27 protein-coding genes are annotated in these 25,250 nt (G+C 33.8%); 14 read left to right on the forward strand and 13 right to left on the reverse strand.

Annotated features, from left to right (window positions below; all coding sequences use genetic code 11):
- Window positions 1-104: 104 nt before the first annotated feature.
- Complete coding sequence (locus tag ACN0WY_RS11425) at window positions 105-2,033, reverse strand: OmpA family protein (protein ID WP_417800429.1); 1,929 nt, start codon at window positions 2,031-2,033, stop codon at window positions 105-107.
- A gap of 54 nt (window positions 2,034-2,087) precedes the next feature.
- Window positions 2,088-2,849 carry a TerB family tellurite resistance protein gene (locus ACN0WY_RS11430; protein WP_330489447.1) on the reverse strand — a complete coding sequence of 254 codons (762 nt, stop codon included), beginning with the start codon at window positions 2,847-2,849 and terminating at the stop codon, window positions 2,088-2,090.
- A gap of 118 nt (window positions 2,850-2,967) precedes the next feature.
- On the opposite strand from ACN0WY_RS11430, the gene ACN0WY_RS11435 reads away from it, so the two are divergent.
- Window positions 2,968-3,378: a BrxA/BrxB family bacilliredoxin gene (locus tag ACN0WY_RS11435; protein WP_330489446.1), complete on the forward strand. Its 411-nt coding sequence runs from the start codon at window positions 2,968-2,970 to the stop codon at window positions 3,376-3,378.
- Window positions 3,379-3,547: 169 nt separating this feature from the next.
- Here the strand turns inward: ACN0WY_RS11435 and ACN0WY_RS11440 are convergent, their stop codons facing one another.
- Both ACN0WY_RS11440 and ACN0WY_RS11445 read right to left on the reverse strand, forming a co-directional pair.
- The gene (locus ACN0WY_RS11440) at window positions 3,548-4,006 is read right to left on the reverse strand and encodes a translesion error-prone DNA polymerase V autoproteolytic subunit (RefSeq protein WP_330489445.1); all 459 of its coding nucleotides are present in this window, start codon (window positions 4,004-4,006) and stop codon (window positions 3,548-3,550) included.
- Between the two features lie 26 nt (window positions 4,007-4,032).
- Window positions 4,033-5,289 carry a Y-family DNA polymerase gene (locus tag ACN0WY_RS11445; RefSeq protein WP_417800430.1) on the reverse strand — a complete coding sequence of 419 codons (1,257 nt, stop codon included), beginning with the start codon at window positions 5,287-5,289 and terminating at the stop codon, window positions 4,033-4,035.
- Window positions 5,290-5,350: 61 nt separating this feature from the next.
- Between ACN0WY_RS11445 and ACN0WY_RS11450 the strand changes: the two genes are divergently transcribed.
- The 6 genes from ACN0WY_RS11450 (at window position 5,351) to ACN0WY_RS11475 (ending at window position 10,084) form a co-directional block, all read left to right on the forward strand.
- On the forward strand, window positions 5,351-5,812 hold the full coding sequence (locus ACN0WY_RS11450) for an Lrp/AsnC ligand binding domain-containing protein (protein WP_047789927.1): 462 nt from the start codon (window positions 5,351-5,353) through the stop codon (window positions 5,810-5,812).
- An 8-nt stretch (window positions 5,813-5,820) separates the two neighbouring features.
- Window positions 5,821-6,402, forward strand: coding sequence for a HupE/UreJ family protein (locus tag ACN0WY_RS11455; protein WP_330489443.1), 582 nt, complete (start codon window positions 5,821-5,823; stop codon window positions 6,400-6,402).
- 65 nt (window positions 6,403-6,467) lie between these two features.
- Entirely contained in the window at window positions 6,468-6,899 is a 432-nt protein-coding gene (locus ACN0WY_RS11460) for a dCMP deaminase family protein (protein ID WP_330489461.1), read from the forward strand.
- Window positions 6,886-8,457: a S41 family peptidase gene (locus ACN0WY_RS11465; RefSeq protein WP_417800431.1), complete on the forward strand. Its 1,572-nt coding sequence runs from the start codon at window positions 6,886-6,888 to the stop codon at window positions 8,455-8,457. Before ACN0WY_RS11460 ends, ACN0WY_RS11465 begins: the two co-directional genes overlap by 14 nt.
- Window positions 8,458-8,661: 204 nt before the next feature.
- Window positions 8,662-9,258, forward strand: a complete 597-nt coding sequence (locus tag ACN0WY_RS11470; RefSeq protein ID WP_417800432.1) for a TetR/AcrR family transcriptional regulator — start codon at window positions 8,662-8,664, stop codon at window positions 9,256-9,258.
- Window positions 9,259-9,328: 70 nt separating this feature from the next.
- Entirely contained in the window at window positions 9,329-10,084 is a 756-nt protein-coding gene (locus tag ACN0WY_RS11475) for an HD domain-containing protein (RefSeq protein WP_330489440.1), read from the forward strand.
- On the opposite strand, the gene ACN0WY_RS11480 is transcribed toward ACN0WY_RS11475, so the two are convergent.
- The 9 genes from ACN0WY_RS11480 to thiL all read right to left on the reverse strand — a co-directional run bounded on the left by ACN0WY_RS11480 (window position 10,074) and on the right by thiL (window position 17,917).
- A complete protein-coding gene (locus ACN0WY_RS11480; protein WP_417800433.1) occupies window positions 10,074-10,640 on the reverse strand; it encodes an MOSC domain-containing protein in 567 nt (188 codons plus the stop codon). The genes ACN0WY_RS11475 and ACN0WY_RS11480 overlap by 11 nt on opposite strands.
- 10 nt (window positions 10,641-10,650) lie before the next feature.
- Window positions 10,651-12,147 carry a GH3 auxin-responsive promoter family protein gene (locus tag ACN0WY_RS11485; RefSeq protein ID WP_417800434.1) on the reverse strand — a complete coding sequence of 499 codons (1,497 nt, stop codon included), beginning with the start codon at window positions 12,145-12,147 and terminating at the stop codon, window positions 10,651-10,653.
- A gap of 13 nt (window positions 12,148-12,160) precedes the next feature.
- Window positions 12,161-13,024 (reverse strand): M23 family metallopeptidase, encoded by an 864-nt coding sequence (locus tag ACN0WY_RS11490; RefSeq protein ID WP_417800436.1) that lies wholly within the window; start codon window positions 13,022-13,024, stop codon window positions 12,161-12,163.
- Between the two features lie 48 nt (window positions 13,025-13,072).
- Window positions 13,073-13,657: a nicotinate (nicotinamide) nucleotide adenylyltransferase gene (gene nadD / locus ACN0WY_RS11495; protein WP_417800437.1), complete on the reverse strand. Its 585-nt coding sequence runs from the start codon at window positions 13,655-13,657 to the stop codon at window positions 13,073-13,075.
- 31 nt (window positions 13,658-13,688) lie between these two features.
- A complete protein-coding gene (gene gmk, locus ACN0WY_RS11500) occupies window positions 13,689-14,288 on the reverse strand; it encodes a guanylate kinase (protein ID WP_417800438.1) in 600 nt (199 codons plus the stop codon).
- Between the two features lie 2 nt (window positions 14,289-14,290).
- On the reverse strand, window positions 14,291-15,157 hold the full coding sequence (locus ACN0WY_RS11505) for a YicC/YloC family endoribonuclease (RefSeq protein WP_330489434.1): 867 nt from the start codon (window positions 15,155-15,157) through the stop codon (window positions 14,291-14,293).
- A 31-nt stretch (window positions 15,158-15,188) separates the two neighbouring features.
- Window positions 15,189-16,088: a DMT family transporter gene (locus ACN0WY_RS11510; protein WP_417800439.1), complete on the reverse strand. Its 900-nt coding sequence runs from the start codon at window positions 16,086-16,088 to the stop codon at window positions 15,189-15,191.
- A 152-nt stretch (window positions 16,089-16,240) separates the two neighbouring features.
- Window positions 16,241-16,711, reverse strand: coding sequence for a peptidoglycan-binding protein LysM (lysM, locus tag ACN0WY_RS11515; protein WP_330489432.1), 471 nt, complete (start codon window positions 16,709-16,711; stop codon window positions 16,241-16,243).
- A gap of 156 nt (window positions 16,712-16,867) precedes the next feature.
- Window positions 16,868-17,917 (reverse strand): thiamine-phosphate kinase, encoded by a 1,050-nt coding sequence (thiL, locus tag ACN0WY_RS11520; protein ID WP_417800440.1) that lies wholly within the window; start codon window positions 17,915-17,917, stop codon window positions 16,868-16,870.
- Window positions 17,918-18,056: 139 nt separating this feature from the next.
- Here thiL and ACN0WY_RS11525 point away from each other — a divergent pair, with 139 nt between their 5' ends.
- The 7 genes from ACN0WY_RS11525 to ACN0WY_RS11555 all read left to right on the forward strand — a co-directional run bounded on the left by ACN0WY_RS11525 (window position 18,057) and on the right by ACN0WY_RS11555 (window position 25,250).
- Window positions 18,057-19,265 (forward strand): choice-of-anchor B family protein, encoded by a 1,209-nt coding sequence (locus tag ACN0WY_RS11525; RefSeq protein WP_330489430.1) that lies wholly within the window; start codon window positions 18,057-18,059, stop codon window positions 19,263-19,265.
- Window positions 19,266-20,591 carry a hypothetical protein gene (locus ACN0WY_RS11530; RefSeq protein WP_417800441.1) on the forward strand — a complete coding sequence of 442 codons (1,326 nt, stop codon included), beginning with the start codon at window positions 19,266-19,268 and terminating at the stop codon, window positions 20,589-20,591. It begins immediately after the preceding gene.
- Between the two features lie 3 nt (window positions 20,592-20,594).
- The gene (locus tag ACN0WY_RS11535) at window positions 20,595-21,353 is read left to right on the forward strand and encodes an MbnP family protein (protein ID WP_417800442.1); all 759 of its coding nucleotides are present in this window, start codon (window positions 20,595-20,597) and stop codon (window positions 21,351-21,353) included.
- Window positions 21,354-21,360: 7 nt separating this feature from the next.
- Window positions 21,361-22,428, forward strand: coding sequence for a cytochrome-c peroxidase (locus ACN0WY_RS11540; protein ID WP_330489427.1), 1,068 nt, complete (start codon window positions 21,361-21,363; stop codon window positions 22,426-22,428).
- Window positions 22,429-22,563: 135 nt separating this feature from the next.
- The gene (locus ACN0WY_RS11545) at window positions 22,564-22,893 is read left to right on the forward strand and encodes a HesB/IscA family protein (RefSeq protein ID WP_099214669.1); all 330 of its coding nucleotides are present in this window, start codon (window positions 22,564-22,566) and stop codon (window positions 22,891-22,893) included.
- 34 nt (window positions 22,894-22,927) lie between these two features.
- A complete protein-coding gene (sufB, locus tag ACN0WY_RS11550; protein ID WP_330489426.1) occupies window positions 22,928-24,376 on the forward strand; it encodes a Fe-S cluster assembly protein SufB in 1,449 nt (482 codons plus the stop codon).
- A 16-nt stretch (window positions 24,377-24,392) separates the two neighbouring features.
- Window positions 24,393-25,250 carry an N-acyl homoserine lactonase family protein gene (locus ACN0WY_RS11555; RefSeq protein WP_417800443.1) on the forward strand — a complete coding sequence of 286 codons (858 nt, stop codon included), beginning with the start codon at window positions 24,393-24,395 and terminating at the stop codon, window positions 25,248-25,250.

Below are 25,250 nucleotides of genomic sequence, written 5' to 3' on the forward strand. Positions count from 1 at the left end.
TTTATTAATTGAATGTGCGAAATTACGTATTTTCTTGTAATTGTTGAATTTGAGATATAAAAAAACACCTTAAGATAAGGTGTTTTTTTATCAGTTCTTCATTTTTATTTTTTAGAGTTGTTTAAAATGTAAAAATAAGAACGCCTGTTTTTTTGATGCTCTTTTATAGAACAATTATTTTGATTGGCATCACCACAATTATTCAACAACTGTTCTTCTCCAAAACCAAGAGCACTTTTAATTCTACCAGGTGAAATTCCTCGTGAAACAATATAATCTCTGGTCGACCTTGCTCTTTGATTAGAAAGCTTTTTATTGTATGCTTTTGTCCCTCTACTATCGGTATGGGCTTCTATTTTAATAATCATTTCTGGATGATTTTTCATTACCGAAACAATCTGTTCTAGCTCATATTCTGCATCTTCTCTTATTGTATATTTATCAAAATCAAAATAAATTGGATTGATTACAATTTGATCTTCTATAATTAGTGGCTTTAACGATAAGTTTGTTGTAACAAACTGTTTATCCACGTCAAGGGTTTGTAATTGTTTTATATCAGCTTTGTAATCTTCCTTTTCTGCGATAACTACAAAATTTTTCTCACAATCAACTTCAGCAAAAGTATAAGTCCCCTTGTTCCCCGTTATTTTTTGAGCTTGAACCTTACCGTCTGCATCAATTAATTTAACGGTTGCTCCTGATATTGGTTCATTCATTTTTTCTTCCGATACTATCCCTGTTATATCTTCTTTACAGCTATATAAAATAAAACTGTAAATATCATCATCCCCTTTTCCTCCTTTTCTATTGGAAGAGAAAAAACCATTCTTTTTTACTGTGTTTATTACAAAAGCGAAATCATCATACGCTCCGTTTATGGGAGTTCCTAAGTTGGTTGGCTGCTGATAAATTCCATTTTGTTTTTTTGATTCAAAAATATCAAGAGCACCTAAACCTAGATGTCCGTCTGAAGCAAAATACAAGGTGCTGTCTTTAGCTACAAAAGGAAACATTTCCCTACCTTCCGTATTGATTTCTTTTCCCAAGTTTTCTGGTGTTCCGTAGGTATTGTTTTCTAAAATAGCTACTTTATATATATCTGTCGCTCCAAAACCATGAGGCATATCTGAAATAAAGTATAATGTTTTTTCATCAGCACTTAACGCTGGGTGTCCAACAGAATAGTTATCATTATTAAACGGTAGCTCTTTTATATTTTTCCATTCTCCATTTATATTTTCTGCTTTATATATTTTAAGGTAGGCTATTTTATTAGCTCCTCCTTCTAGTTTTTTACCATTAAAATTTGTTCTGGTAAAATACAGGGTTGTTCCATCGGAAGTAATAACAGCATTAGATTCGTGATATTCTGAGCTTAATGATAAAAGAACTTCTTCTTTTGTTAAATTAACGAGCTGATTTTCGGTATCATAAACTTCGTTTGCTTTGTAGATATTTAAATGAGGTTGGTTGTTCCACTTATACAACTTATCACTAGTTCCAAGCGGTCTAGTCGAGGAGAAATAAAAATTATCTTCATAAATAAACCCTCCAAAATCTGAATACTTAGTGTTTATTGAAAGATTATTTACATGGGTAAATACCTTTTTTATTTGATTGGTATACCTCGTAAAATAGCCTTCGTTTTTCTCTAGCGCTTGCCCCCTAGAATCATCTCCTTTAACCCTACTAAACTTTACAAGCCACTCGTCAGACTCTTTAACTTTACCATTACTTTTTAAAGATTGCGCATATTTAAAAAAGTATTCTGGTGGTACTGTACTTTCATAAGTATCCATTAACCGTTTGTACCATTTTTCGGCTTCTAAAAATTCTGAATTATAATAATGAGAATCTCCTAATCGACTAACTATTTCGTACGATTTATTTCCTTTATCATAAATTTTCTCGTACAATTCTGCTGCTTTTTTATAAGCAAACGCTTCAAAATATTTATCAGCAGTATACTTTCTTTGCCCCAAACAAATACTGCTAAAAAAAATAAAGACTATTACTATTTGTTTCCCCACATCTCTTATTTTTTGTAGTTAAAATAAAACTAAAAATACTTATCTTTTTGAATTTTAACTCATTCCTCGTTCTTTTTTTATTTGCTCATATGCTGCCTGTATTTTTTGAAACTTCTCTTTAGCTCCTTCTTTATGCTCATCTCCCAAGTTTTGTAATTTATCTGGATGGTATTTTTTAGCCATTCTTCGATACGCTTTCTTTACTTCGTCGTTCGTAGTTTCTTTTGTTATTTCAAGCATTTTATAAGCACTGTCAGACTCATCATAAAACATTGCCTTGATTGAAGAATAGTCATATTCATTAATATACAAATAGCTTGCTATCTTCCTAATTTCTTCCTCTTCTACACGAGTTACTTGTCCATCTGCTTTGGCTATTCCAAATAAAAAATGCAACAACTGTAATCGTGTAGCATGCGACATGTACTGGCGTATTTGTAAGCAAACCTGACGTGTAGATATTTGTTTTTTTATAATCCCGTTAAACAGTTTAAATGCATGATTTGCTCGCTCTTTACCATACATTTTTACAAAATATGCACGAACATAATCCAGCTCTCGCTTATCTATCTTTCCGTCAGATTTGATAACTACCGATGCCAGTATTAATAAACTTATTTCAAAATCACCAGACGTAGCTCTTCCCCTTCTTGGCTGACCTCCTGTCTTTTTTTGATATTCTTGCTGTTCTTGGACAAAATCTTCTACAGAAATCCCATCAATAAAACTTCCTACAGCAAACCCTATAATAGCTCCTATTGGTCCCCCTAAGGTAAAGCCAGCTCCTGCTCCAAGCCATTTTGCAAATTTTCCCATTGTTTGTTTTTTAAGAGGTCACAAAGATAAAACATTACCAATCTATCTCCATACTTATTTCGGGTTGATTGTTGCCGTGAAAAGAAGTATCTTTGCCTTAAATTTTTAATTCAAAAATATGTATCCAGAAGAATTAGTAAAACCAATGCGCGATCAATTAATTGATGCTGGTTTTGAAGCTTTATATACTGCTGAAGATGTTGACAATGCTTTGGCCAAAGAAGGAACGACGTTGGTAATGGTAAACTCTGTTTGTGGCTGTGCAGCAGGTACTGCAAGACCTGGTGCTATTGCCTCTTTAGGAGCTGAAAAAACTCCTACGAACTTAACTACTGTATTTGCAGGTGTAGAAAAAGAATCTACAGCGAAGGCAAGAGAATATATGATTCCTTTCCCTCCATCATCTCCTGCCATTGCTTTATTTAAAGATGGTAATTTGGTACACATGTTAGAGCGTCATCATATTGAAGGACGTTCTGCACAAGCCATTGCTCAAAACTTAGCAGCAGCATACGACGAGTTTTGTTAAGCTTTTTAAGACACAAGATTTTAGAGTAAAGAATAAAGACAAAAAATCCAGCAAATTGCTGGATTTTTTTATTTTGAGATTCTTCACACAAAATTCAGATTGACTCTTTGATCTTTCTAAAAAAAGTCTTGATTCTTCTGTCTAACAGCAAAGCAATCTTGGCTCTCTTTTATACTTTCTTAATCACATTGGTAACAATTCCCCAAATGATAAAATTATTTTCTTCTGTAATTTTAATAATTGGATAAGCTGGGTTTTCGGGCTGTAACCATACCTCATTTCCTTCAACTCGTAAACGTTTTACTGTAAATTCTCCATCTAAAAAACAAACGGCTATCTTATTATTTGTAGGTGGAATACTTCTATCAATCACCAGCAAATCATTATCATCCAAGCCTGCACCAATCATCGATTGCCCACTTACACGTGCAAAAAAAGTTGCTTCTTTATTCCTTATAAGTTCTTCATCTAACGAAATACGTGTTTCCTTAAAGTCATCCGCAGGAGAAGGAAATCCGGCTGAAATACCGGTTTCTATTAAAATAGCTCCTTCGCTTTCGCTTACCTCTTTTGGCAAGAAAAAAGTCAATGCATCTGATGCTTTTACTTGTTTTAATTTTCGTAACATCTTAATTATTTGTTATTTGTATAAACTTACTTTACCTTGATTATATCGTTAATATTGGTAGTGTATTTTGGCGATAATCGCTCTTGACGCATCTTCCAAGTACGCTGCAAATCTTGATTAGCTAATTTAATCTTATCGGCTTTATACGTCTGATTCATTTTATCAATTGCATTCATTAAAGAAGCATGCTTCGGGTCTTCCTTTGCAAACATATTTAATTGATAATTATCTGAAGGCACCAACCCTGTTACAATTACACCTGCTCTTTTATATTTTATTCCTTTTTTAAAAATAGTGGTTACTGCTTGTACCGCACTTTTACTAATAGTTAATGTAGAATTTGTCGGATACGGAAGCACAACTGTTTTACTTACTCGGTGTTGTTCAGTCTCTTTTTTATGATAATCACTACGCAACAACACAATGATCATATGACAACAAGAATTTTGCTTGCGTAATTTTTCTGCACAACTTACTGCAAACGTTGAGATTCTTTCTTTAATATTATCCAAGTCAGAAAACGTGTATTCAAAGCTACGAGTTGTTGCTATTGCTTTTTTGTTAGTAGGTTCATCTAGCTGTATTTTAGACTCTCCTTCTAAATCTTTTTTCAACTTCCAACCTGTTATAGAAAGATTTTTCAACACCCAATCGTCACTTAACTGTGTAAAATCGTATGCTTTTTTACATCCTTTAGCAAGCAGCCTCTTTTGTATACCTCTCCCAATTCCCCAAACACTTTCTATGGGCATCCATTTTAATGCTTTACTTCTTTTTTCTTCAGAATCAATCACATACACTCCTCCTGTTTCTCTCAAAAATTTTCGTGCAATTTTATTCGCAACTTTACTCAACGCTTTAGTAGGTGCAATTCCTACGCAGGTTGGAATACCTGTCCATTGTAAAATTCTACTTCTAATTTCGGTTCCGTAAGAATTAAAATTATATTCATCAAACCCTTTGAATTGTAAAAACGCTTCATCAATAGAGTATACTTCCACATCTGGAGAAAACTGTTCTAAAATTTTCATCACTCTAGCGCTCATATCACCATACAACGGGTAATTTGACGACAGCACTGAGATGTGATTGTTTTTACAGAACTGATTCCATTTAAAAATAGGAGCTCCAAATGGAAGTTGTAAATCTTTAGCTTCATCACTCATTGAAATAACACACCCATCGTTGTTGCTTAAAATAGCTACGGGTTTTCCTTGCAAATTCGGATTAAAAACCCGCTCGCAAGAAGCATAAAAGTTATTACAGTCTACCAACGCATACATAGTTGTAAAGGTACAGAATATTGAAAAATGAACTCTAACTAACTTTCCTTATTTTTGTTTCATGGTTAGAAAATTAAAAATTGACGGAATTGATAAAATAATTATCAAACGTCTTGTAAAAGATGCTCGTACGCCTATTTTAAGTATCGCCCGAGAAGTAGGAATATCAGGTGCTGCCATTCATCAACGATTGCGAAAACTAGACGAATCAGATTTAATTGATGGTTATAAAATGATATTAAACCCAAAAGCATTAGGATATACTACTACCGCTTTTGTTGGCGTATTTTTAGACTCTTCTAGCTTATACTCTTCAGCAATTAAGCGTTTAAAAGAAATTCCTGAAATTGTAGAAAGTCATTACACTACGGGTAACTATGCCATTTTTATTAAAATTTTGTGCAAAAACAACGAGGACTTAATGCATTTGTTAAATAAGGACATTCAAACCATAAAAGGAGTTTCAAGAACCGAAACTTTTATATCTTTAGACCAACAAATAGATCGACAAATAAAAATTTAAAACCCCGAATGAACGATTTTATCTTCTACTTTAAAATGGGCTTGTTTCACGTACTAGATTTTAAAGCCTATGACCACATTTTATTCTTAATTGTATTAGCTGTTGTGTATCAATTTAAACAGTGGACAAAAGTTTTATGGTTAATAACGTTGTTTACTATTGGACACTCAATAACCTTAGCACTTTCAGCATATGGAATATTAAATGTACGAGCAGATTTAATTGAATTTTTAATTCCGTTAACTATTTTTATTACGGGATTAATGAATGTATTAACCGCAAAAAAAGCATCGGTAGGAAAAGAAAATCAGAATTTATTTTTTGCTTTATTTTTCGGACTAATTCACGGACTTGGTTTTTCTAATTACTTTAAAATTATGATCGGAAAAACCTCCGATAAATTTTTGCCCTTAGTAGAATTTGCTCTAGGAGTAGAAGTGGCACAACTTATTATTGTGCTAGGTATTTTATTAATTGGAGCCTTAGTACAATCAATCTTTAGTGTAAACCGTCGTGATTGGATTTTAATCATGTCTTCAATCGTAATTGGGTTCGCCCTACAAATGATGTTTGATCGTGTTTTTTGGTAAAAAATTAACGCCTAACTAACTCAAATCTAACTACCTTAGCTTATCTAAGAAAAATCGTACTGAAAATTTTGAAGAAAAAACAATTAAAATATGACATTGCCTATTTAAAAATGGCAAATGAATGGGGACAACTTTCACACTGTATTCGTAAAAAAGTAGGTGCCTTAATTGTTAAAGATCGAATGATTATTTCTGATGGTTATAATGGTACTCCTTCTGGTTTTGAAAACTATTGTGAAGATGAAGAAGGGTACACCAAATGGTATGTATTACATGCCGAAGCCAATGCTATCTTAAAAGTAGCTTCTTCTACGCAGTCGTGTAAAGGCGCTACTTTATACATTACACTTTCTCCTTGCCAACAATGTAGTAAATTAATACATCAAGCAGGAATAAAACGCGTAGTGTACGCACAGGCATATAAAGACCGATCAGGATTAGATTTTTTAGAGAAAGCGGGTGTTGAACTGACCTATTTACCTTATGAACAAAAATAATTTACCTATATATTTATCGATTGCAGTGGTTTTTGGTATTCTTATCGGAACCTTTTTTGGCAACGGAAATTCAAGTAGTCTTATTGGAAAAAGCTCGTCTAGTGAACGAAAAATAAAACGTTTAATTGACTACATTCAAAGTGATTATGTTGATGATGTTAACACAGATGACTTATTAGACGGAGCCATTGCCGAAATGTTGGGTAAATTAGATCCTCATTCTGTATACATACCTAAGGAAAACTTACAATTGGTTACCGAAAATATGCAAGGTAATTTTGTAGGAATTGGTGTTCAGTTTCGTATGATTGGTGATACCATTACTGTTATAGAACCTATTAAGGGCGGACCAAGTATTGAGGCTGGTATTAAAGCAGGTGATAGAATTTTGCTTGCAGATAAAGATACGCTGTACGGAAAAAAACTACAAACTTCCCAAATAATGAAAGCTTTAAAAGGGAAGCCAAATACCAAAGTAAACTTACAGGTTTACAGGAAAACCAACGATAGTATTTTTGATATTACTATTAATCGTGGTAAAGTAAATATTAAAAGTGTTGATGTTGCCTATATGCTAAACGATAGTATTGGTTATATAAAGTTAGATCGTTTTGCTCGTAACACCTATCTTGAATTTAAATCTTCTTTAAACAAATTACTCACCAAAGGAATGACTGATTTGGTCTTAGATCTTCGCGGAAATGGTGGTGGCTTTATTGATATTGCTAATGATATTGTAGATGAGTTTTTAGAAAAAGACAAGCTTATCGTATTTACAAAAAATAACAAAGGAGATATTGTAGAATCTTTTGCTACTGATAAAGGCGATTTTGAGCACGGTGGGTTATATGTACTAATTGATGAAAACTCTGCCTCTGCTTCTGAAATTGTAGCAGGTGCTTTACAAGACAATGACAAAGGAATTATTATCGGTCGTCGTTCTTTTGGGAAAGGGTTGGTACAGCAAGAAATGGACTTAGGAGATGGATCCGCAGTACGATTAACTACTGCTAGGTATTATACTCCGACAGGACGTTCTATTCAAAAGCCTTATAAAAAAGACGCTGATTCAGAAGAATACAGTCACGATTTTGAACATCGATTAGAAAATGGAGAGTTATTTACCAAAGACAGTATTAAAACTATTGATAGCTTAAAATACACTACTCCTAAAGGAAAAACAGTATATGGCGGGGGCGGAATTATTCCTGATTATTTTGTAGCGGTAGATACCTCAGCCTATATTCCTACAATTTTCTTCCGTCCTTTAAATGATTTCGCTTTTTCGTATGTAGATGACAATCGTAAAAAACTCGCTTCATTAACCGTTGACGATTTTATTAGTAACTTTGATAAAAGCAATGAGATTTCTGACAAATTCTTAGCAGAGTTGAAAAGCTTTAGACTTTCTGAAAAAACAAAAAATCAACTTCGTAACAACTTAAAAGTATTAATAGCTCGTGAATTGTTTAGTGACGAAGGTTTGTATAAAGTAGACCAGCGAGATGATAAGATGCTACAAAAAGTATTTGAGCTAGAACAGCAACAAAAAGAATAAAATACTTAAAATAGTCTTGGCACTTAATTCCCTTCGTATTTGCTTTTAAATTCTTCAGTTGCATTCTTGAGAACTTCTTACGCAGATGGAATGCTCCTAGTTAAAAGTTTTTTTTAGTCTAAATCGTAGGCTTAGCATTACTTTGTTATGTACATAATAGTACATTTGTACTACCTGTAAGTTAATAAAGAAAAGCTACAACGAATGAAAAAATCTGTGAACACAAGAGCAACTATTTTACAACAAGCTTTTGAACTTATTTATAAGAAAGGGTATCAATCTACCAGTATTGACGAAATTATAGCTACTACTAAAGTTACAAAAGGTGCTTTTTATTATCATTTTAAAAATAAGAAGCAAATGGGGCTCGCTATTATTAAAGAGGTAATACAACCCAAAACGATCGATTTTTCTATCAGTTCTCTTACTACCTCAACAAATTTATGTGATGCTTTATATACAATGATTGAAGAATTACTTCTATACAACTCTTTTTTAACCATAGAACATGGTTGCCCACTAGCTAATTTAACCCAAGAAATGTCGCCTTTGGACAATGATTTTAAAGAAGCTCTTGCCGAAGCTAAATCATTATGGACAAATGCTATTGCAACTTCTATTAGCAAAGAACAACAAAACAATACTATTAATACAAATAACAACGCTGAAGAGGTTGCCAACTTTATCATTGCTAGTTATTGGGGAGCCAGAGCCCTTGGTAAATTAAGTAATAAAGCAAACACATATACTCATTATTTAAAGCAATTAAAACTTTACTTAACTATTTTAAAAGAATCTTAAACCAACAAAAAAAACATACTAGTTAGTATGTTTTTTGTTTTATCTTTGCTTTGTTCTAAAAAAAAAAGCAATGCAAATACATAATAAGTATAGTCCGTCTGTACTCAACAGAAAAGAAATCCAGCAGTTTAAAAAGCTTTTAATAACCTCCAAATTAAAAGAGAGTTTCACTAAAACGCTGTATAAAATTGGTATTAAATCTAAAATAATGTTTGATATTAATACTATAAATATTCCAGATTCCAGGTTATCTAAACTAGCTTTAGAAGAGGCAAATGAGTTATGCAACCCTATATTGCTTTACCATTCTTATAGAACCTTCTTTTGGTCTGCAGGTATTGCTCTTTCAGAAAAGCTACATTATGATGAAGAGTTACTATTTGTTTCCTCAATGCTACATGATATTGGTTTAACAAATACCCACAACCACATATGCAGTAAACAATGCTTTGCCAATTACGGAGGTTCTTTCTCAAATGATTTTGTAAAGAAGTACGACAGTGAAAACAAAGCTTCTGCCATTAAAACTGCTATTGACATGCACTTGTATCCTACGGTGAATAAAAAGAGGTTTGGTAACGAAGCTTATCTACTTTCAAGAGGTGCTGCCATGGATGTTATTGGCTCACACTATTTTCAAGTTCCAACTTCTTTTATCAAAGAAGTTCATAAAACCTATCATAGAAATGGTTTTAAAGAAGATATTATTGAAACCATGGAAACATTAAATCATAAAGAAAATACCAGAGCTGATATTTTATACAAAATGGGATTTGCCTCAATGGCTTCAAAAAATATTTTAGATTCTAAAAAATTTACTTCTTAGAGGTAAACTTTGCTTCCCTCTTACTTTTATAAACCTCTTCAATGGTTGGGTTTTGAGGGCAGCTTTTTATTTGTTCAAATGTATCACCAGATGTTACAAAACCTGTTTGAAGTACCTTAAAATATACCCCTGGTAAGTTTTGCTGCCAAAACTGTTTTACAATCTTCATATCGTTAAAACGCACCCCCAATTTCATACAAGGCTGACGCGGTTTGGTAACCTCAATAATAACTTCTCCCACTTTAAAAGTATCTCCCACATGCAATTGACTTTCCGCTAAATCAGAAACCGTTAAGTTTTCACCAAACATTCCATAATTCCAATCTAAATTAGGATACAATCCTTTCCAATACGCATAATGCTTTTCTGAATAGGCATACACAGCTTGGTCTATTCCTCCATGGTGCTCTCTATCACAAATTGCATCATCTTTAACTTTTTCTACACCTAAAAAAAGAGGCTCTTCCACCGGAAACTTAAAAATACCGGTAGTTACTATTTTACCTTTCCAATTTACTTCTTTTCTTTCTCCTATGTTAGTAGCTACAATTTTCATTTTATACTTGTTATTCTACTAAAAAATTTTGCAACACATCTGCAATTTTTCGATTATCAGATAATTGTGGAATTTTATTCTGACCACCAAACTTCCCAATAGACTTCATATATTCATGAAAGCCTCCTTTTTGTACTTTTCTAATGATAAGCGGACGTAAAATCTTCCCTTTAATTAAATCGAAATAATATACATTTTGCTCTTGCATGGAAGCATCGATTTTAGATGCTAACTCATCTATGTTTACCGGTTCTTTTTCAAACTCTATAAACCACTCATGGTATGGCAATCCACTTTCAGGATTTACTTGCGGAGCCACTGTAAATTCACTTATATTTACAGCTGTTCCTTTGATAGCATCATTCAATGCTTTTTCAACCTCTTTACCTATCACATGCTCTCCAAAAGCAGAAATAAAGTGTTTTATACGTCCTGTTACTTTTATTCTGTAAGGTTTTAAAGAAGTGAACTCTACGGTATCGCCAATATTATACCCCCATAAACCTGCTGACGTATTTAAAATAATGACATAATTCACTCCTAGCTGAACGTCTTTTAATGAAATTCTAGTTGGATTCTCCTCAAAAAACTCCTTGGCAGGAATAAACTCATAAAACATACCTGAATTTAATTGCAACAACATTCCTTTTTCTGTTTGTGAATCTTGGTATGCAATAAACCCTTCAGATGCCGGGTACAGTTCTACATAATCTATCTTTTTCCCTATCAACGTTTCGAATTTGTTCTTGTAGGGGTCAAAATTTACCCCCCCATACACAAAGAAATTAAAGTTCGGAAAAATTTCAGCAACAGTTTTTCCTGTTTTTTCTATCAGTTTTTCAAAATACACTTGCACCCAAGATGGAATTCCACTAATAACCGTCATGTTTTCTGACAAAGTTTCTTCAACTACTTTATCAACTTTGACATCCCAATCTTCAATACAATTCGTTTCCCAACTAGGCAACCTATTTTTTAATAAATAGTTAGGAACATAATGTGCTGCTATTCCACTTAATCGCCCAAATTTTACGCCGTTTTTATCTTCTAAAACGGGACTTCCTTGTAAGAAAATCATTTTTCCATCAACAAAACTAGCATCGTTTGTTTCTGTGATATAAAACAACAAAGCATTTCGAGCTGCTGTAATATGCGTAGGCATTGATTCTTTACTTATTGGAATGTATTTTGCGCCTGAAGTTGTTCCAGAAGTCTTCGCAAAATACAAAGGCTTTCCTTTCCATAAAACATTCTCTTCTCCAGCAACCACACGGTCTACATAGGTACGCAACCCTTCATAATCGTTAATCGGAACCCTTTTTTTAAAGTCTTCATAAGTATTGATTGACACAAAATCGTGATCTTTCCCAAAAGCCGTTTTACACCCTTCTGTAACCAAATATTGAAAAACTTTTTCCTGTGTTTTATGAGGAGTATTTGCCCATTTATATACTTGTTTACGAACAATTTTTGCAAATGGAATTGCTAATATTGATTTTATGCTCATGCTCTCTTTTTATTTACTGAAAATCTATATAATTAGTCGGATTAACAGGAAACCCATTATTCCATAGCTCAAAGTGTAAATGAGGACCGGTGGTTAGTTCTCCTGTAGACCCTACACTTGCAATTGCTTCTCCCGACTTTACAACATCTCCCTGTTGCTTTAATAAGGTTCCGTTATGCTTGTATACCGATATAAATTCGTTAGCGTGCTGTATGGTTAATACATACCCTGTTTCTGCTGTCCATTCTGCTAAAATAACCGTCCCATCAGCTACTGCTTTTACGGGGGTTCCTGTTTTTGCAACAATATCTATCGCATAATGTTTGTCATTAACGTCAAACGGCTGTGATATGCTTCCTGTTAGCGGTGAAAAGAATACGTTTTTCACTCTACTTGCTCCTCCATTATACAAAGGAAACAAATCTCTCCCTTGAATCTTCTCCCTAAACAATGAATCTTCTTTCGATGCTTGTAACTTACCCTCATCAAACGCTATAGTTTTCATTTCATTAGTTATTGAATCTACTTTTTCTGGCTCTATTTGTCCTGTTAAAACAGGTTTTAAAGCTTTCGTATACCTTTCAATAACAGAGAGCCTGTTTTTTAACGAATCTGCTTCGTATGTTAAGCGGGTCGCTTTCTTTTTTAGGGCTGTTGAAGAGTATCCTGGTATGTATTCTCGTATCCCCGTAAATGCAATTAACAAAGTGGTAAGTACTATAAGAAGAATAGAAAACACTCCTCCAAATACAAAAACGTTTAATCGTGATAATTTTAAAGAAAACCGTTCTTGAAACGTATCTTCATTTATAATTACTAAGCGATATTTATCAGTAAGTTTTTGTTTGAGCTTTCGCTTTTTTTTATTTTTTGCCACGTTTTATACTTGTTTGGATTTCAAATATACAACGAAAAAATGGCCTAACTATTTTTTATAAAAATTCATCTCATCTATATACTTCCAAACCTTATCAGACAAGAGAGGCTTACAGTTTTTTTCTTCCATTATAGCGTTGCGAACCATGGTTGAAGATATTTGTACAATAGGCGCTTCTACTCTGTGAATTTTCTTGTGATTTTTGAATTGATTTTCTACTACACCTTTTGAAACTCTTGGGTAAACATATACGTTATAATCTTCTAAAATAGCCTCATAATTCTTCCATTTATGCAAGCTTTTCAGATTGTCTTCTCCCATGATCAAACTAAACTTATAATTCGGAAACTTCTCTGAAATATGAGCCAATGTATTGATGGTATAATTGGGTTGAGGAAGTTTAAATTCAATATCAGAAGGTTGAATTTTCTCATACTCTTCAGTAGCTAAATACACCATTTCTAAACGGTGGTGATTCTCTAGCAATGTGCTTTTCTTTTTAAACGGATTATGAGGAGTAACCACCATCCAAATTTCATCTAAATCTGAGTTTTCAACTAAGTGATTGGCTATAATTAAATGCCCAATATGAATTGGATTAAAAGTACCGAAGTATAACCCGATGTTTTTCATATGAATAGATACTAGATATTTACCTTTCTTCTTACTCTGCTCCTTCTTTAGAAACTCCTAAAAAATCATCTACCAAACCCTCTGCTTCTTGGAGAGCTACTGATAAGTCGTAATTTTTAATGATTTTATCAAACTGAGGAGCTGTTGCTAATTCAATAGGCGCTTTTGCTACCCTTGCAGCAATTTTTTTATCACTCTCTTCTCCTCTGTTTTTTAATCTTTTTATAAGTTCATTGATGTCTGGTGGTTTCACAAATACAGCCAATGTTTGTTCTGGAAATTTTTCTTTAATTCTAAGTCCTCCTCTAACATCAATATCGAAAATTACGTGTTTTCCCTGTGCCCAAATTCGTTCAACTTCTGTTTTTAACGTTCCATAAAAGTTATTCATATAAACTTCTTCCCACTCTAAAAACTCGTCGTTTTTTATTTTCTTCTTAAACTCTTCAATAGAAATAAAATAGTAATCTACCCCATCTTCCTCATTACTTCTCGGTTCACGAGACGTTGCTGAAATTGAAAACTCAAGCTTAAACCGTTTTTGTGCCAATAAATGACGTACGATTGTGGTTTTACCTGAGCCTGATGGTGCTGAAAATACAAATAATTTTCCTTTAAACTCTTTCGACATGTTTATAAAACGTTTAAAATTTGTTCTTTTATTTTTTCTAACTCGTCTTTCATTTGGATGACTAATTTTTGCATTGGTGCAAAGTTAGCTTTCGACCCAGTAGTATTGATTTCTCTTCCAATTTCTTGCACGATAAATCCTAGCTTTTTACCGTTAGAATCTTCAGTTGCTAGTTGCTGTAAGAAATATTCTAAATGATTAGCTAAACGCACTTTTTCTTCGTTAATGTCTAGCTTTTCTAAATAGTAAATTAGCTCTTGCTCAAAACGATTTTCATCAACCTCAACTTTTAAATCAGTTAATGCTTTCTGCAAACGTTCTTTAACGTGCTCAATTCTATCACCGTCTAACTTTTTAACTTCTTCTAAAGCTGATTGAATATTGAATATTCTTGTTTTGAAATCTTCTTCTAACGATTTTGCTTCGTCTACCCTATATTGAATAATTTCTTTTAACGCTTCATCTATATGAGCATTTATTTGCTTCCATTCTTCTTCATCTAACTCTTCACGCTCAGTTTTTAATGCGTCTGGCATTCTAACTGCCATTTTCATTAACTCAACATCATCAGAAGTTCCTACTTGGGTTACATTTCTTAATTGCTGCATATAGTCTCGTACTACCCCAGTATTTACCGTAGTGGAAGTTTCATCTGCAGTCATTTCTACGTAAATAGAAAAATCTACTTTACCGCGCACTAAATTACTTGCTAATTTTTTTCTAACACTCAACTCCTTTTCTCTGTAGTATGAAGGAATTCTGGTATTTAAATCTAAATTTTTACTATTTAAAGATTTAATTTCGATTGTTACTTTTTTAGAGGGTAAATGAAGTACGGATTTACCGTAACCCGTCATTGACTGTATCATAACTTCGGTTTAATAATCCGCAAAGATACGTTTATTTATTGGGAGTTTCAGCTGGGCGTTTAGTAACCAAGAACACCCCTAAAAAAATTAATAATGCTGCGCCTATTTTAACTATATCTAAATGATCACTTCCTACAATCAATGCATAAATTGCTGCCACAACAGGTTGCAAATACATAAACACGCTTACTGTGGTTGGTTTCAGTTTTGATAGTGCAAATAAATTAAACAAGTAAGTTATACAAGTAGTAAACAACACCACAAAACCTGCCTTTAATAAAATTAAAACTGGCATTGTTTGCCACTGCACTTCTAACAATTCAACGAACCCAAAAGGAAGCACCATTATCAATCCAAAAAGGTATAACCACTTCACGAAAACAATCGGATTGTATTTTGCTATAAGCTTTTTTACCACCACCAAATACATACCGTAGGATGCTGCATTAACAAACACTAAAAAGTTTCCTAATACCATGTTTGTTGCACCTTCTTTGAGTGGAGTTCCGTAAGCTATTAAAATTATTGCCCCGATCATCCCAATAATCACTCCTACAATTTTCCTTAAGACTAGTTGCTCTTTTAAAAGAATACTCGCAAAAATTAACACTAAAATAGGAGTAGTGACCATCATAACTGAGGCATTGATTGGTGTAGTATAGCTCAACCCTTTAAAAAAAGTAAGCATATTAAAAGCAATTCCAAAAAAGGCCGCCATTGCTACTCGTTTGTAATCTGCTTTCTCAATCGATGCTCCTTTGACAAAAAGTCCTAATAGCCAAAAAATCACAGTAGCCCCTCCAACACGAAGTAATATAAAACCAAAGGGTTGAATATATCCTTGCATTACTTCTTTCGCAATCGTAAAGGTAATTCCGTAAATAAGTGTCGCGATAGATGCTGCCGTTAATGCTAACGCTCTTTGGTTCATTTTTAGTGGTTTTAAAAACAAGTGCAAAGATGATGATAATATTCTTCTTTTCTATTACTTTTTTACCCTGTACTAATCTTAACATATCTCTTTATACGAACCAAAAAAGCACTGCTAATGCAGTGCTTTTTCTTTGGTTGATTAACTTTTGATTAGTCCACTAAAGGTGGTATTCTTAATACTTGTCCTGGATAAATTTTATCAGGATGTGTTAACATTGGCTTGTTAGCTTCAAAAATTACTGGATATTTCATAGCATCTCCATAAAACTCTTTTGCAATTTTGCTTAACGAGTCTCCGCTTACTACTGTATGGAACTGAGCCATTGCTGCCTCTTCGATAACCTCAACTTCTTTAACGGTCATATTGTCTTCTACAGAAGCAATTCCTTCTGTATTACCAACTACTAAAACTACTTTTTCTTTAGTAGCTAAATCTGCCGCCTCTCCTGTTACTGTAGCTTTATCATCGTCTACACTGACCGCTAAGTTTTCAACGGAAAGCTCTAGTTTATTTACTGCATCTACCAATTTTGCAGCTTTTTCTGTTGCTTCTTCTTCAGTTGTTTTTCCGATACCAAAAACTTTTGCTCCGGCATTTTTAATAAATGAAAAAATTCCCATTCTCTTTTTTGATTTTTTGTTAATATTCTTTTTTCTGTCTGACTAAGATACAATTTTTATACCAAAATTCGTATTCTAAAAGAATTTAAAAAAGATCTTTTGAAACTAAAAAGCACCCAAGTATGGGTGCTTAATCTATCTTTATCGGACTATTCCTTACTTTTTATCAAAAGAATTCCAACCCTGCGCTTTTAATTCAATCTCTTGGTTGGCACGGGTTACCAAGTTCATCCCCTCATTTTCTTCTGTAATATGACCTATAACTGTTAAATTAGGATTTCCTTTTATTTTATCATAATCATCAATAGAAACTGTAAATAATAGTTCATAATCTTCTCCTCCACTTAAAGCTATCATGGTACTATCCATAGCAAACTCCTCAGAAGTAGAAATTACCTGAGGATCTAATGGTAACTTATCCTCGTATATTTTACATCCTGCTTTGCTTTGCGTACAAATATGCATAATTTCAGAAGACAACCCATCAGAAATATCAATCATTGAAGTTGGCTTCACCTCTAACTCCTCTAATAACTTAGGAACATCTTTACGTGCCTCAGGTTTTAGTTGACGCTCGATTATGTAAGCATACTTATCTAAATCTGGTTGGTTTTGAGGATTTACTTGAAACACTTGCTTTTCACGCTCTAACACTTGCAACCCTAAATAGGCACCGCCTAAATCGCCAGAAACTACTATTAAATCGGTGGGTTTAGCCCCATTTCTGTACACAACATCTTCTTTATTAGCAGTACCAATAGCTGTAACAGAAATTAATATTCCTTTTGTTGAAGAGGTCGTATCTCCTCCTACTAAATCTACTTTATATGTATCACATGCAAGCTGTATTCCTGCATATAATTCTTCAATCGCCTCAAGAGGAAAACGGTTAGACACAGCAATAGATACAGTAATTTGTTCCGCATTAGCATTCATAGCATACACATCCGATAAATTAACCATTACCGCTTTGTATCCTAAATGCTTCAAAGGCATGTAACTCAAGTCAAAATGCACTCCTTCTACCAGCAAATCAGTAGTAATTACAGTTTCTTTACCCGCTGTGCTAATTACAGCAGCATCATCTCCAACTCCCTTAACTGTTGACGAATGATACATTTTAAAATGCTTTGTTAAATGGTGTATTAACCCAAACTCTCCAAGCTCAGCTAACGAAGTTCTTTCTTGATTTTTATCTTCTAACATGCTGCAAAGATAACGACTAACGAACAAAAAGAAGTATATTGCATAAGGTAATCTACACAAAATAAAAATAGGGTTTTGTTGTTTTTGTATGTTATATAAGTAGTTAATTACCTAATTTAGTGATTTTAAACCCCGATTTATGAAAAACCTTAAGATTCTATTTATTTTAGTTGGGATGTTCATTTTAACTTCCTGTTCTTCCTCTTCTAATGAACCCCCTATAAAGACCAACAAAACCACGTGTTCTAATGGTAAAGCAGGAATGTACCCTTGTAATAATTATGATTTATTATTAAACATCCCTTTAAGCACATTTGATGCTGTTAGTGGAAGCGATTGTTGGGGTTGGACAGACGCGACAACTAATAAGGAATACGCTATTATGTGCGTAGATAATGGAACTACCTTTGTAGACATTACCGATACAGAAAATCCTATTTACTTAGGCAAACTTCCTACTGCAACCGTAAGTAAAGATTGGTGGGATGTAAAAGTATACAACAACCATGCTTTTATTGTTAGTGAGGCAACAAACCATGGTATGCAAGTATTTGACTTAACAAAACTTAGAAATGTGACAAACCCTCCAATAATCTTTACAGCTGATAAACACTTTACTGATTTTGGTAGCGCACACAACATTGTTATTAATGAAAGCTCAGGATATGCCTACCCAGTAGGCACCAATAGGTCTGGAGTTTATAAAGGAGGTCCCTTATTCATCAATATACAAACCCCTCTAAACCCTCTAAGTGAAGGCGGATGGGGAATGGATAACTATAGTCATGATGCACAAGTAGTTACCTACAACGGTCCGGATACAGACTACACTGGTAAAGAAATATTAATAGGTAGTAATGAAAATGAAGTTGTAATTGTAGATATTACCGACAAAGCCAACCCTGTAACCATTTCTAAAATTTCGTATACAAACGTGGGGTACACTCATCAAGGTTGGTTTACTGAAAATCAGAAATATTTTATTTTAGGAGATGAGTTAGACGAACAAAATTTTGGCAATAACACAAGAACAATTGTTTTTGACTTTTCTGATTTAGACAACCCAAAACAACATTTTATCTACACAGGCCCTACCGAAGCTATTGATCATAATGGGTATGTTAAAGGAAGTACTTTTTATTTAGCAAACTATAACGCTGGCGTACGTTTTATTGATATTTCAAACATTGAAAGTAAAACCATTACTGAAACAGGTTTTTTTGACACACACCCAGAAAACGACCAGGCAGATTTTAACGGTGTTTGGAGTGTATATCCATATTTGAAAAGTGGAAAAATTGTTGTAAGCGACATTAACAGAGGGTTATTTATTCTTAAAAAACAATAAATGCTCAAAACACTTTCATTATTGTTTTTCTCGCTTCTTCTATACAACTGCGGTAAAGATGAAGGCATACAATTTGACTCCTCTTCTAAGACTCCTGAAGTTGCCTTAATTAAAACTTTTGGCGGCTCGGTAAACGAAAGAGGTAACAGTGTGGTAAATACTTCCGATGGAGGGTATATTGTGGCTGGTTATACTCAAAGTATTGATGGAGATATAGAAACCACTAGTAACACAATTCAATACGATTTTTGGGTCTTAAAGTTTGATGCAAACGACCATCTTATATGGCAAAAAACCTATGGGGGGTCAAAAGACGATAAAGCGCGTAAAATTATCAAGACAAGCGATAATGGCTTTGCTATTGTGGGCCATGGAAAAAGCGCTGATGGAGACTTAGGAACGAATGAAGGGTTTGATGACGTTTGGATATTAAAACTAGATAGCAATGGTACGGTACTTTGGAAAACAACTACTGGTTTCTCTGGAGCTGATCAGGGATTTTCAATAATCCAAACTTCTGATGGAGGCTATTTTGTTGGAAGTATTCTAGATGTTACTGCGTCTGGAGGTCTAGGCAACTCAAAACAAGCTTCAAAGCATGCGGGTGGTGACTATTGGGGTATCAAACTCAATACTAACGGAACTATTGAATGGAGAAAATACTTTGGAGGAACAAATACCGATACTTGTTACGACATAGCTGAAGCTACTGACGGCTATTTATTAATTGGTTCTTCTGACAGCAATGATGTAGACATCAAAAATAACAAAGGCTCTTACGATTTTTGGATTGTTAAGACTGACAAAAGCGGAAATTTACTTTGGGAAAAATCTTTTGGTGGTACAGAAATTGATGAAGCTAGAGCAATAACTAAAACCAATGATGGAAATTTCATTATTGTAGGAGATACACGTAGCTCTAATCAGGATATTTCTCACAATAATGGTGGTGCCGATTTATGGGCTCTAAAAATAACGAGTCAAGGAGAATTGCTTTGGCAAAAAAATTATGGAGGTTCTAGCTTTGACGTTGGTCGATCAATTAAAAAAACAGTAAACGGAAATTTTTTAATCTCCGGTAGCTCAAGAAGTGCAGACAACAGCTTTACCAATAAAGGGCAAAATGACGCATTGATTATGAAAATTGATACAGACGGAAATCTCTTATGGCAAAAAACAGTAGGAGGTACAGAAATAGATTTTTGTTACGATGCGGTTGAATTATCAAATGGGAGTATTATTGCCGTAGGTGAAAGTAGCAGTAATAATCAAGACATAACAACTAACAAAGGTTTTTCAGACCTATTAATTATCAAACTAAAATAATAAATGAAATATTTTTTAACTTTCTTTCTTAGTGCATTACTTTTTTCTTGTAGCTCAGATAATGACGAACCTATTAAAGACGTTTCGGTGAAGCTAAAATTTAGTCAAAACTGGGATGGTACTTCAATTGAGAAGTCTGATTTAGAGAACACCGAGTTCACCAACAAAACAGGAAGTAAACTTTCTATAAGCAGACTACGCTATTTAATCTCACGTATTAGTCTTGTTAATGGATCAGGAGACACAACAAAATTTGATAGTTATAAATTAATAGATGTGAGTAAACCAGACAGTTTAACCTATGCTCTTTCTAAAAAAGTATCAGAAGGAAGCTATAAACTACTTTTTACTTTCGGTTTTAATAATAGTGATAACCAAAGCGGAGTATATCCAGACCTAAACTCTGCTGATTGGAATGTACCCGATATGATGGGTGGAGGGTACCACTACATGCAACTAGACGGTAAGTACAAAGACACACTAGGAGTTGAAAACCCTTACAATTTCCATGCGGTAAGAGCTTACAATAAGGAAAAAGATTCTATTCTAGATACTTCTTTTGGAATTCAAACTGGCTCTATCCTCTTAAAAAACAACGCTACAATAGAAATTAAAATGAATGTAGCGGGATGGTTTAAAACCCCTAACGACTGGGATTTAAACGAAAAAAGCGTTGATTTAATGATGGATTTTGAAGCTCAGAAAGATATTTCTGAAAATGGAAAAAGCGGGGTATTTAGCTTAGGTACTATTTCTCAATAAAAATAACATGACACAAAAAAGTATCTATTTTTCTTTACTACTCTCCCTGTTAATCAGTTGTGCTTCAAAAGGAGAAGAAGAGAATGTATACACCCCTATTCCCACTAGTTTAGAAATTCCAGAGCTATTTCAACAAAAATTAATTGCTCCTGTTATTCCTACTAACAATCCTTTAACAGAAGAAGGAATATTCTTAGGTAAAAAATTGTTTTTCGACCCTATTTTATCAAAAGACAATACACAGTCTTGTGCCAGTTGCCACGACCCAAAAAACGCTTTTACCGACGACACTCGCTTTAGCGAAGGTATCGACGGTAAATTTGGAACACGAAACTCAATGCCATTATTTAATTTAGCTTGGAACTTTGACGAACGTTTTATGTGGGATGGAAAAGAACTCAGTATTGAACGTCAAGCATTTTCCCCAGTTCGCAATCCAATTGAAATGCATAGTGATTGGAAAAATGTAGCTAGAAAACTACAAGAACACGCTGAATATCCTACGCTTTTTCAACAAGCTTTCGGCATATCGAAAATAGACTCTACCTTAGTTACCAAAGCAATTGCCCAGTTTGAAAGAACTCTAATTTCAGGAAACTCAAAGTTTGACCAATATCTTTTAGGCAAAATCGAATTAACTCCTGAAGAACAAAACGGATTTAATGTGTTTATGGATGAAACTAGAGGAGATTGTTTTCACTGTCATGGAAGTGACAACAACCCTTTATGGACAGACAATAAATTCCATAACAATGGTTTAGATGAAACTTTTACCGACTTAGGTTTAGGCGCTGTTACTGGTGACCCTAACGATAATGGAAAGTTCAGGAGTCCATCCTTACGAAACTTAAAATTTACCGCACCTTACATGCATGACGGGCGATTTACTACTTTAGAAGAAGTAATTAATCATTATTCTGAAGGATTAAAACTGTCTGCTACTATCGACCCTTTGATGAAAAAAGCGAATCAGGGAGGGGTACAACTCTCAAACAAAGACAAAGCAGATTTAAAAGCTTTTTTGTTAAGTCTTTCTGATGCTAATTTTGTAAACAATCCTAAATTCCAACAATAATCCCCTAACAATCAGCAAATAGTTTTAAGCTATAAACAATTTTTATCGCTTAATAACTATATTCATTTCAAAAAATGATATAAATCATATTTTGTCATTATCTTTGCAGTCACTTAGATTTAATCTATTTAAACGATGATAAAAGTTTCAGACACAGCAAAAAAGAAAGTCATTGAACTAATGACCGATGACGGATTTGATACGACAACCGACTTTGTTCGTGTTGGGGTGAAAAGTGGCGGTTGTTCAGGATTATCATACGACTTAACTTTTGACAAAACCCAACAAGAAAACGATAAGGTTTTTGAAGATAACGATGTAAAAATTGTTGTTGACAAAAAGAGTTTTTTATACCTAGTTGGAACAACTTTAGAATATTCTGGAGGTTTAAACGGTAAAGGATTCGTTTTTAACAATCCTAATGCTAACAGAACTTGTGGTTGCGGAGAGAGCTTCTCTCTATAAGCCTATACATCACAAAAAGAATACAAAAAAACTGATGAGTAAATACACCGAGGACGATTTAAGAGAAGAATTAAAAACCAAAGAGTACGAATATGGTTTTTATACTGATATTGAAAGTGAAAAGTTTCCTAATGGGATAAACGAAGACATCGTTCGTGCCATTTCTAAAAAGAAAAACGAGCCAGAGTGGATGACGCAATGGCGTTTAGAAGCTTTTAGAATTTGGGAACAAATGGAAGAACCAGAGTGGGCCAATGTTACCTATAAAAAACCGAGTTTTCAAGATATTTCTTACTATTCAGCACCTAAAAAAAAGCCTACATTAAACAGCTTAGATGAGGTAGACCCTGATTTACTAGCGACGTTTGAAAAATTAGGAATTTCTTTGGAAGAACAAAAAAAATTGGCAAATGTAGCAGTTGATATTGTAATGGATTCTGTTTCTGTAGCTACTACTTTTAAAGAAACCTTAGCTGAAAAAGGAATTATTTTTATGCCTATTTCTGAAGCAATTCAAGAGCACCCAGAATTAGTAAAAAAATATATAGGTTCGGTTGTACCACCAACTGATAACTTTTATGCTGCATTAAACTCAGCTGTATTCTCTGACGGGTCTTTCTGTTACATTCCAAAAGGAGTTCGTTGCCCTATGGAATTGTCTACTTACTTCCGTATCAATGAAGGAGGGACAGGACAGTTTGAACGTACTTTGGTTGTTGCCGACGAAAGCAGTTATGTTTCTTATTTAGAAGGCTGTACTGCACCACAACGTGACGAGAACCAATTGCACGCTGCAGTTGTTGAGCTAATTGCTTTGGACGATGCTGAAATAAAATACTCAACCGTTCAAAACTGGTTCCCTGGTGACTCAGAAGGTAAAGGAGGGGTTTTTAATTTTGTAACCAAAAGAGGTTTGTGTGAAACCAATGCTAAAATTTCTTGGACACAAGTTGAAACAGGATCTGCAATTACATGGAAATATCCTAGCTGTGTGCTTAAAGGAAATAATTCAGTAGGTGAATTCTATTCGATCGCTGTAACTAACAATCATCAACAAGCTGATACAGGTACTAAGATGATTCACTTAGGAAAGAATACTAAGTCAACTATTATTTCTAAAGGAATTTCAGCAGGGAAATCACAAAATAGTTACCGTGGTTTAGTTCAGGTAAATTCTAGAGCAGAAAATGCACGTAACTTCTCTCAATGTGATTCTTTATTAATGGGTAATGAGTGTGGTGCACATACTTTCCCTTATATAGAAGCTAAAAATAAATCAGCTCAAATAGAGCACGAAGCTACAACGAGTAAAATTGGTGAAGATCAATTATTTTATTGCAATCAACGTGGTATTGATACAGAAAAAGCCATTGCATTAATTGTAAACGGATTTAGCAAAGAAGTCTTAAATAAGTTACCAATGGAATTTGCTGTAGAAGCTCAAAAACTACTAGAGATTAGTTTAGAAGGGAGCGTAGGTTAACCTAAAAAGCAATACAATGAAAAAAATACTTTTATTAGCACTTGTATCTATTGTTGCATTTAGTTGTAAAAATGCTGAAAAGAAACAAACGACAAAAAAAACAGTTGAGAAACCTCAAGTAAACCTTCATGTGTTAGATGGAGGTTCTATTTTAGTTAACAAACTTGAAGTTTTTTCTCAAGACACTACATACACAGGACAGTCTAAACAATTTTCAGATGCTTTTTATGTAATTTCTCACCCTAAAGGAAATTTAATGTGGGATGCTGGTTTACCTGAAGCTTTGATTACTGATGAGCCTTTTACAGAACCTTCTGGTACTTTTACGTTACAACGCAAAGACTCATTAAAAAACCAGTTAAAATCTATAGGATTAACTATTAACGATTTTAAATACATTGCGCTATCTCATCCTCATTTCGACCATACCGGTCATGCTAACTACTTTAAAAATGCAACATGGTTAGTACAAGAAAATGAATATGATTTTATAACGAATGATTCTGCAAAAGTTAAAGACCCGAACACTTACAATGCTATCAAAGAATTAAAAAATGTAGAAAAAATTAATGGTGACTATGATGTTTTTGGAGATGGAACAGTAGTCATCAAGTACATGCCAGGTCATACCATAGGGCACCAAGCTTTATATATTGAAGCAGGCTTAGAAAAACCAATTTTATTAACAGGTGATTTATATCACTTCGAAAAAAATAGAGAAACCAAAGGGGTTCCTTCTTTCAATTACAATGTTGAGCAAACTTTAGAAAGCATGAAGAAGTTTGAAGCTTTTGCTAAAGAAAAGAACGCTGAGGTGATTATACAACACTCACCAAAAGATTTCAAAAAATTACAAAATCTATTAAAAAAGTAA

It is taken from the genome of Tenacibaculum sp. (genome assembly GCF_048269885.1).
Lineage (GTDB): Bacteria > Bacteroidota > Bacteroidia > Flavobacteriales > Flavobacteriaceae > Polaribacter.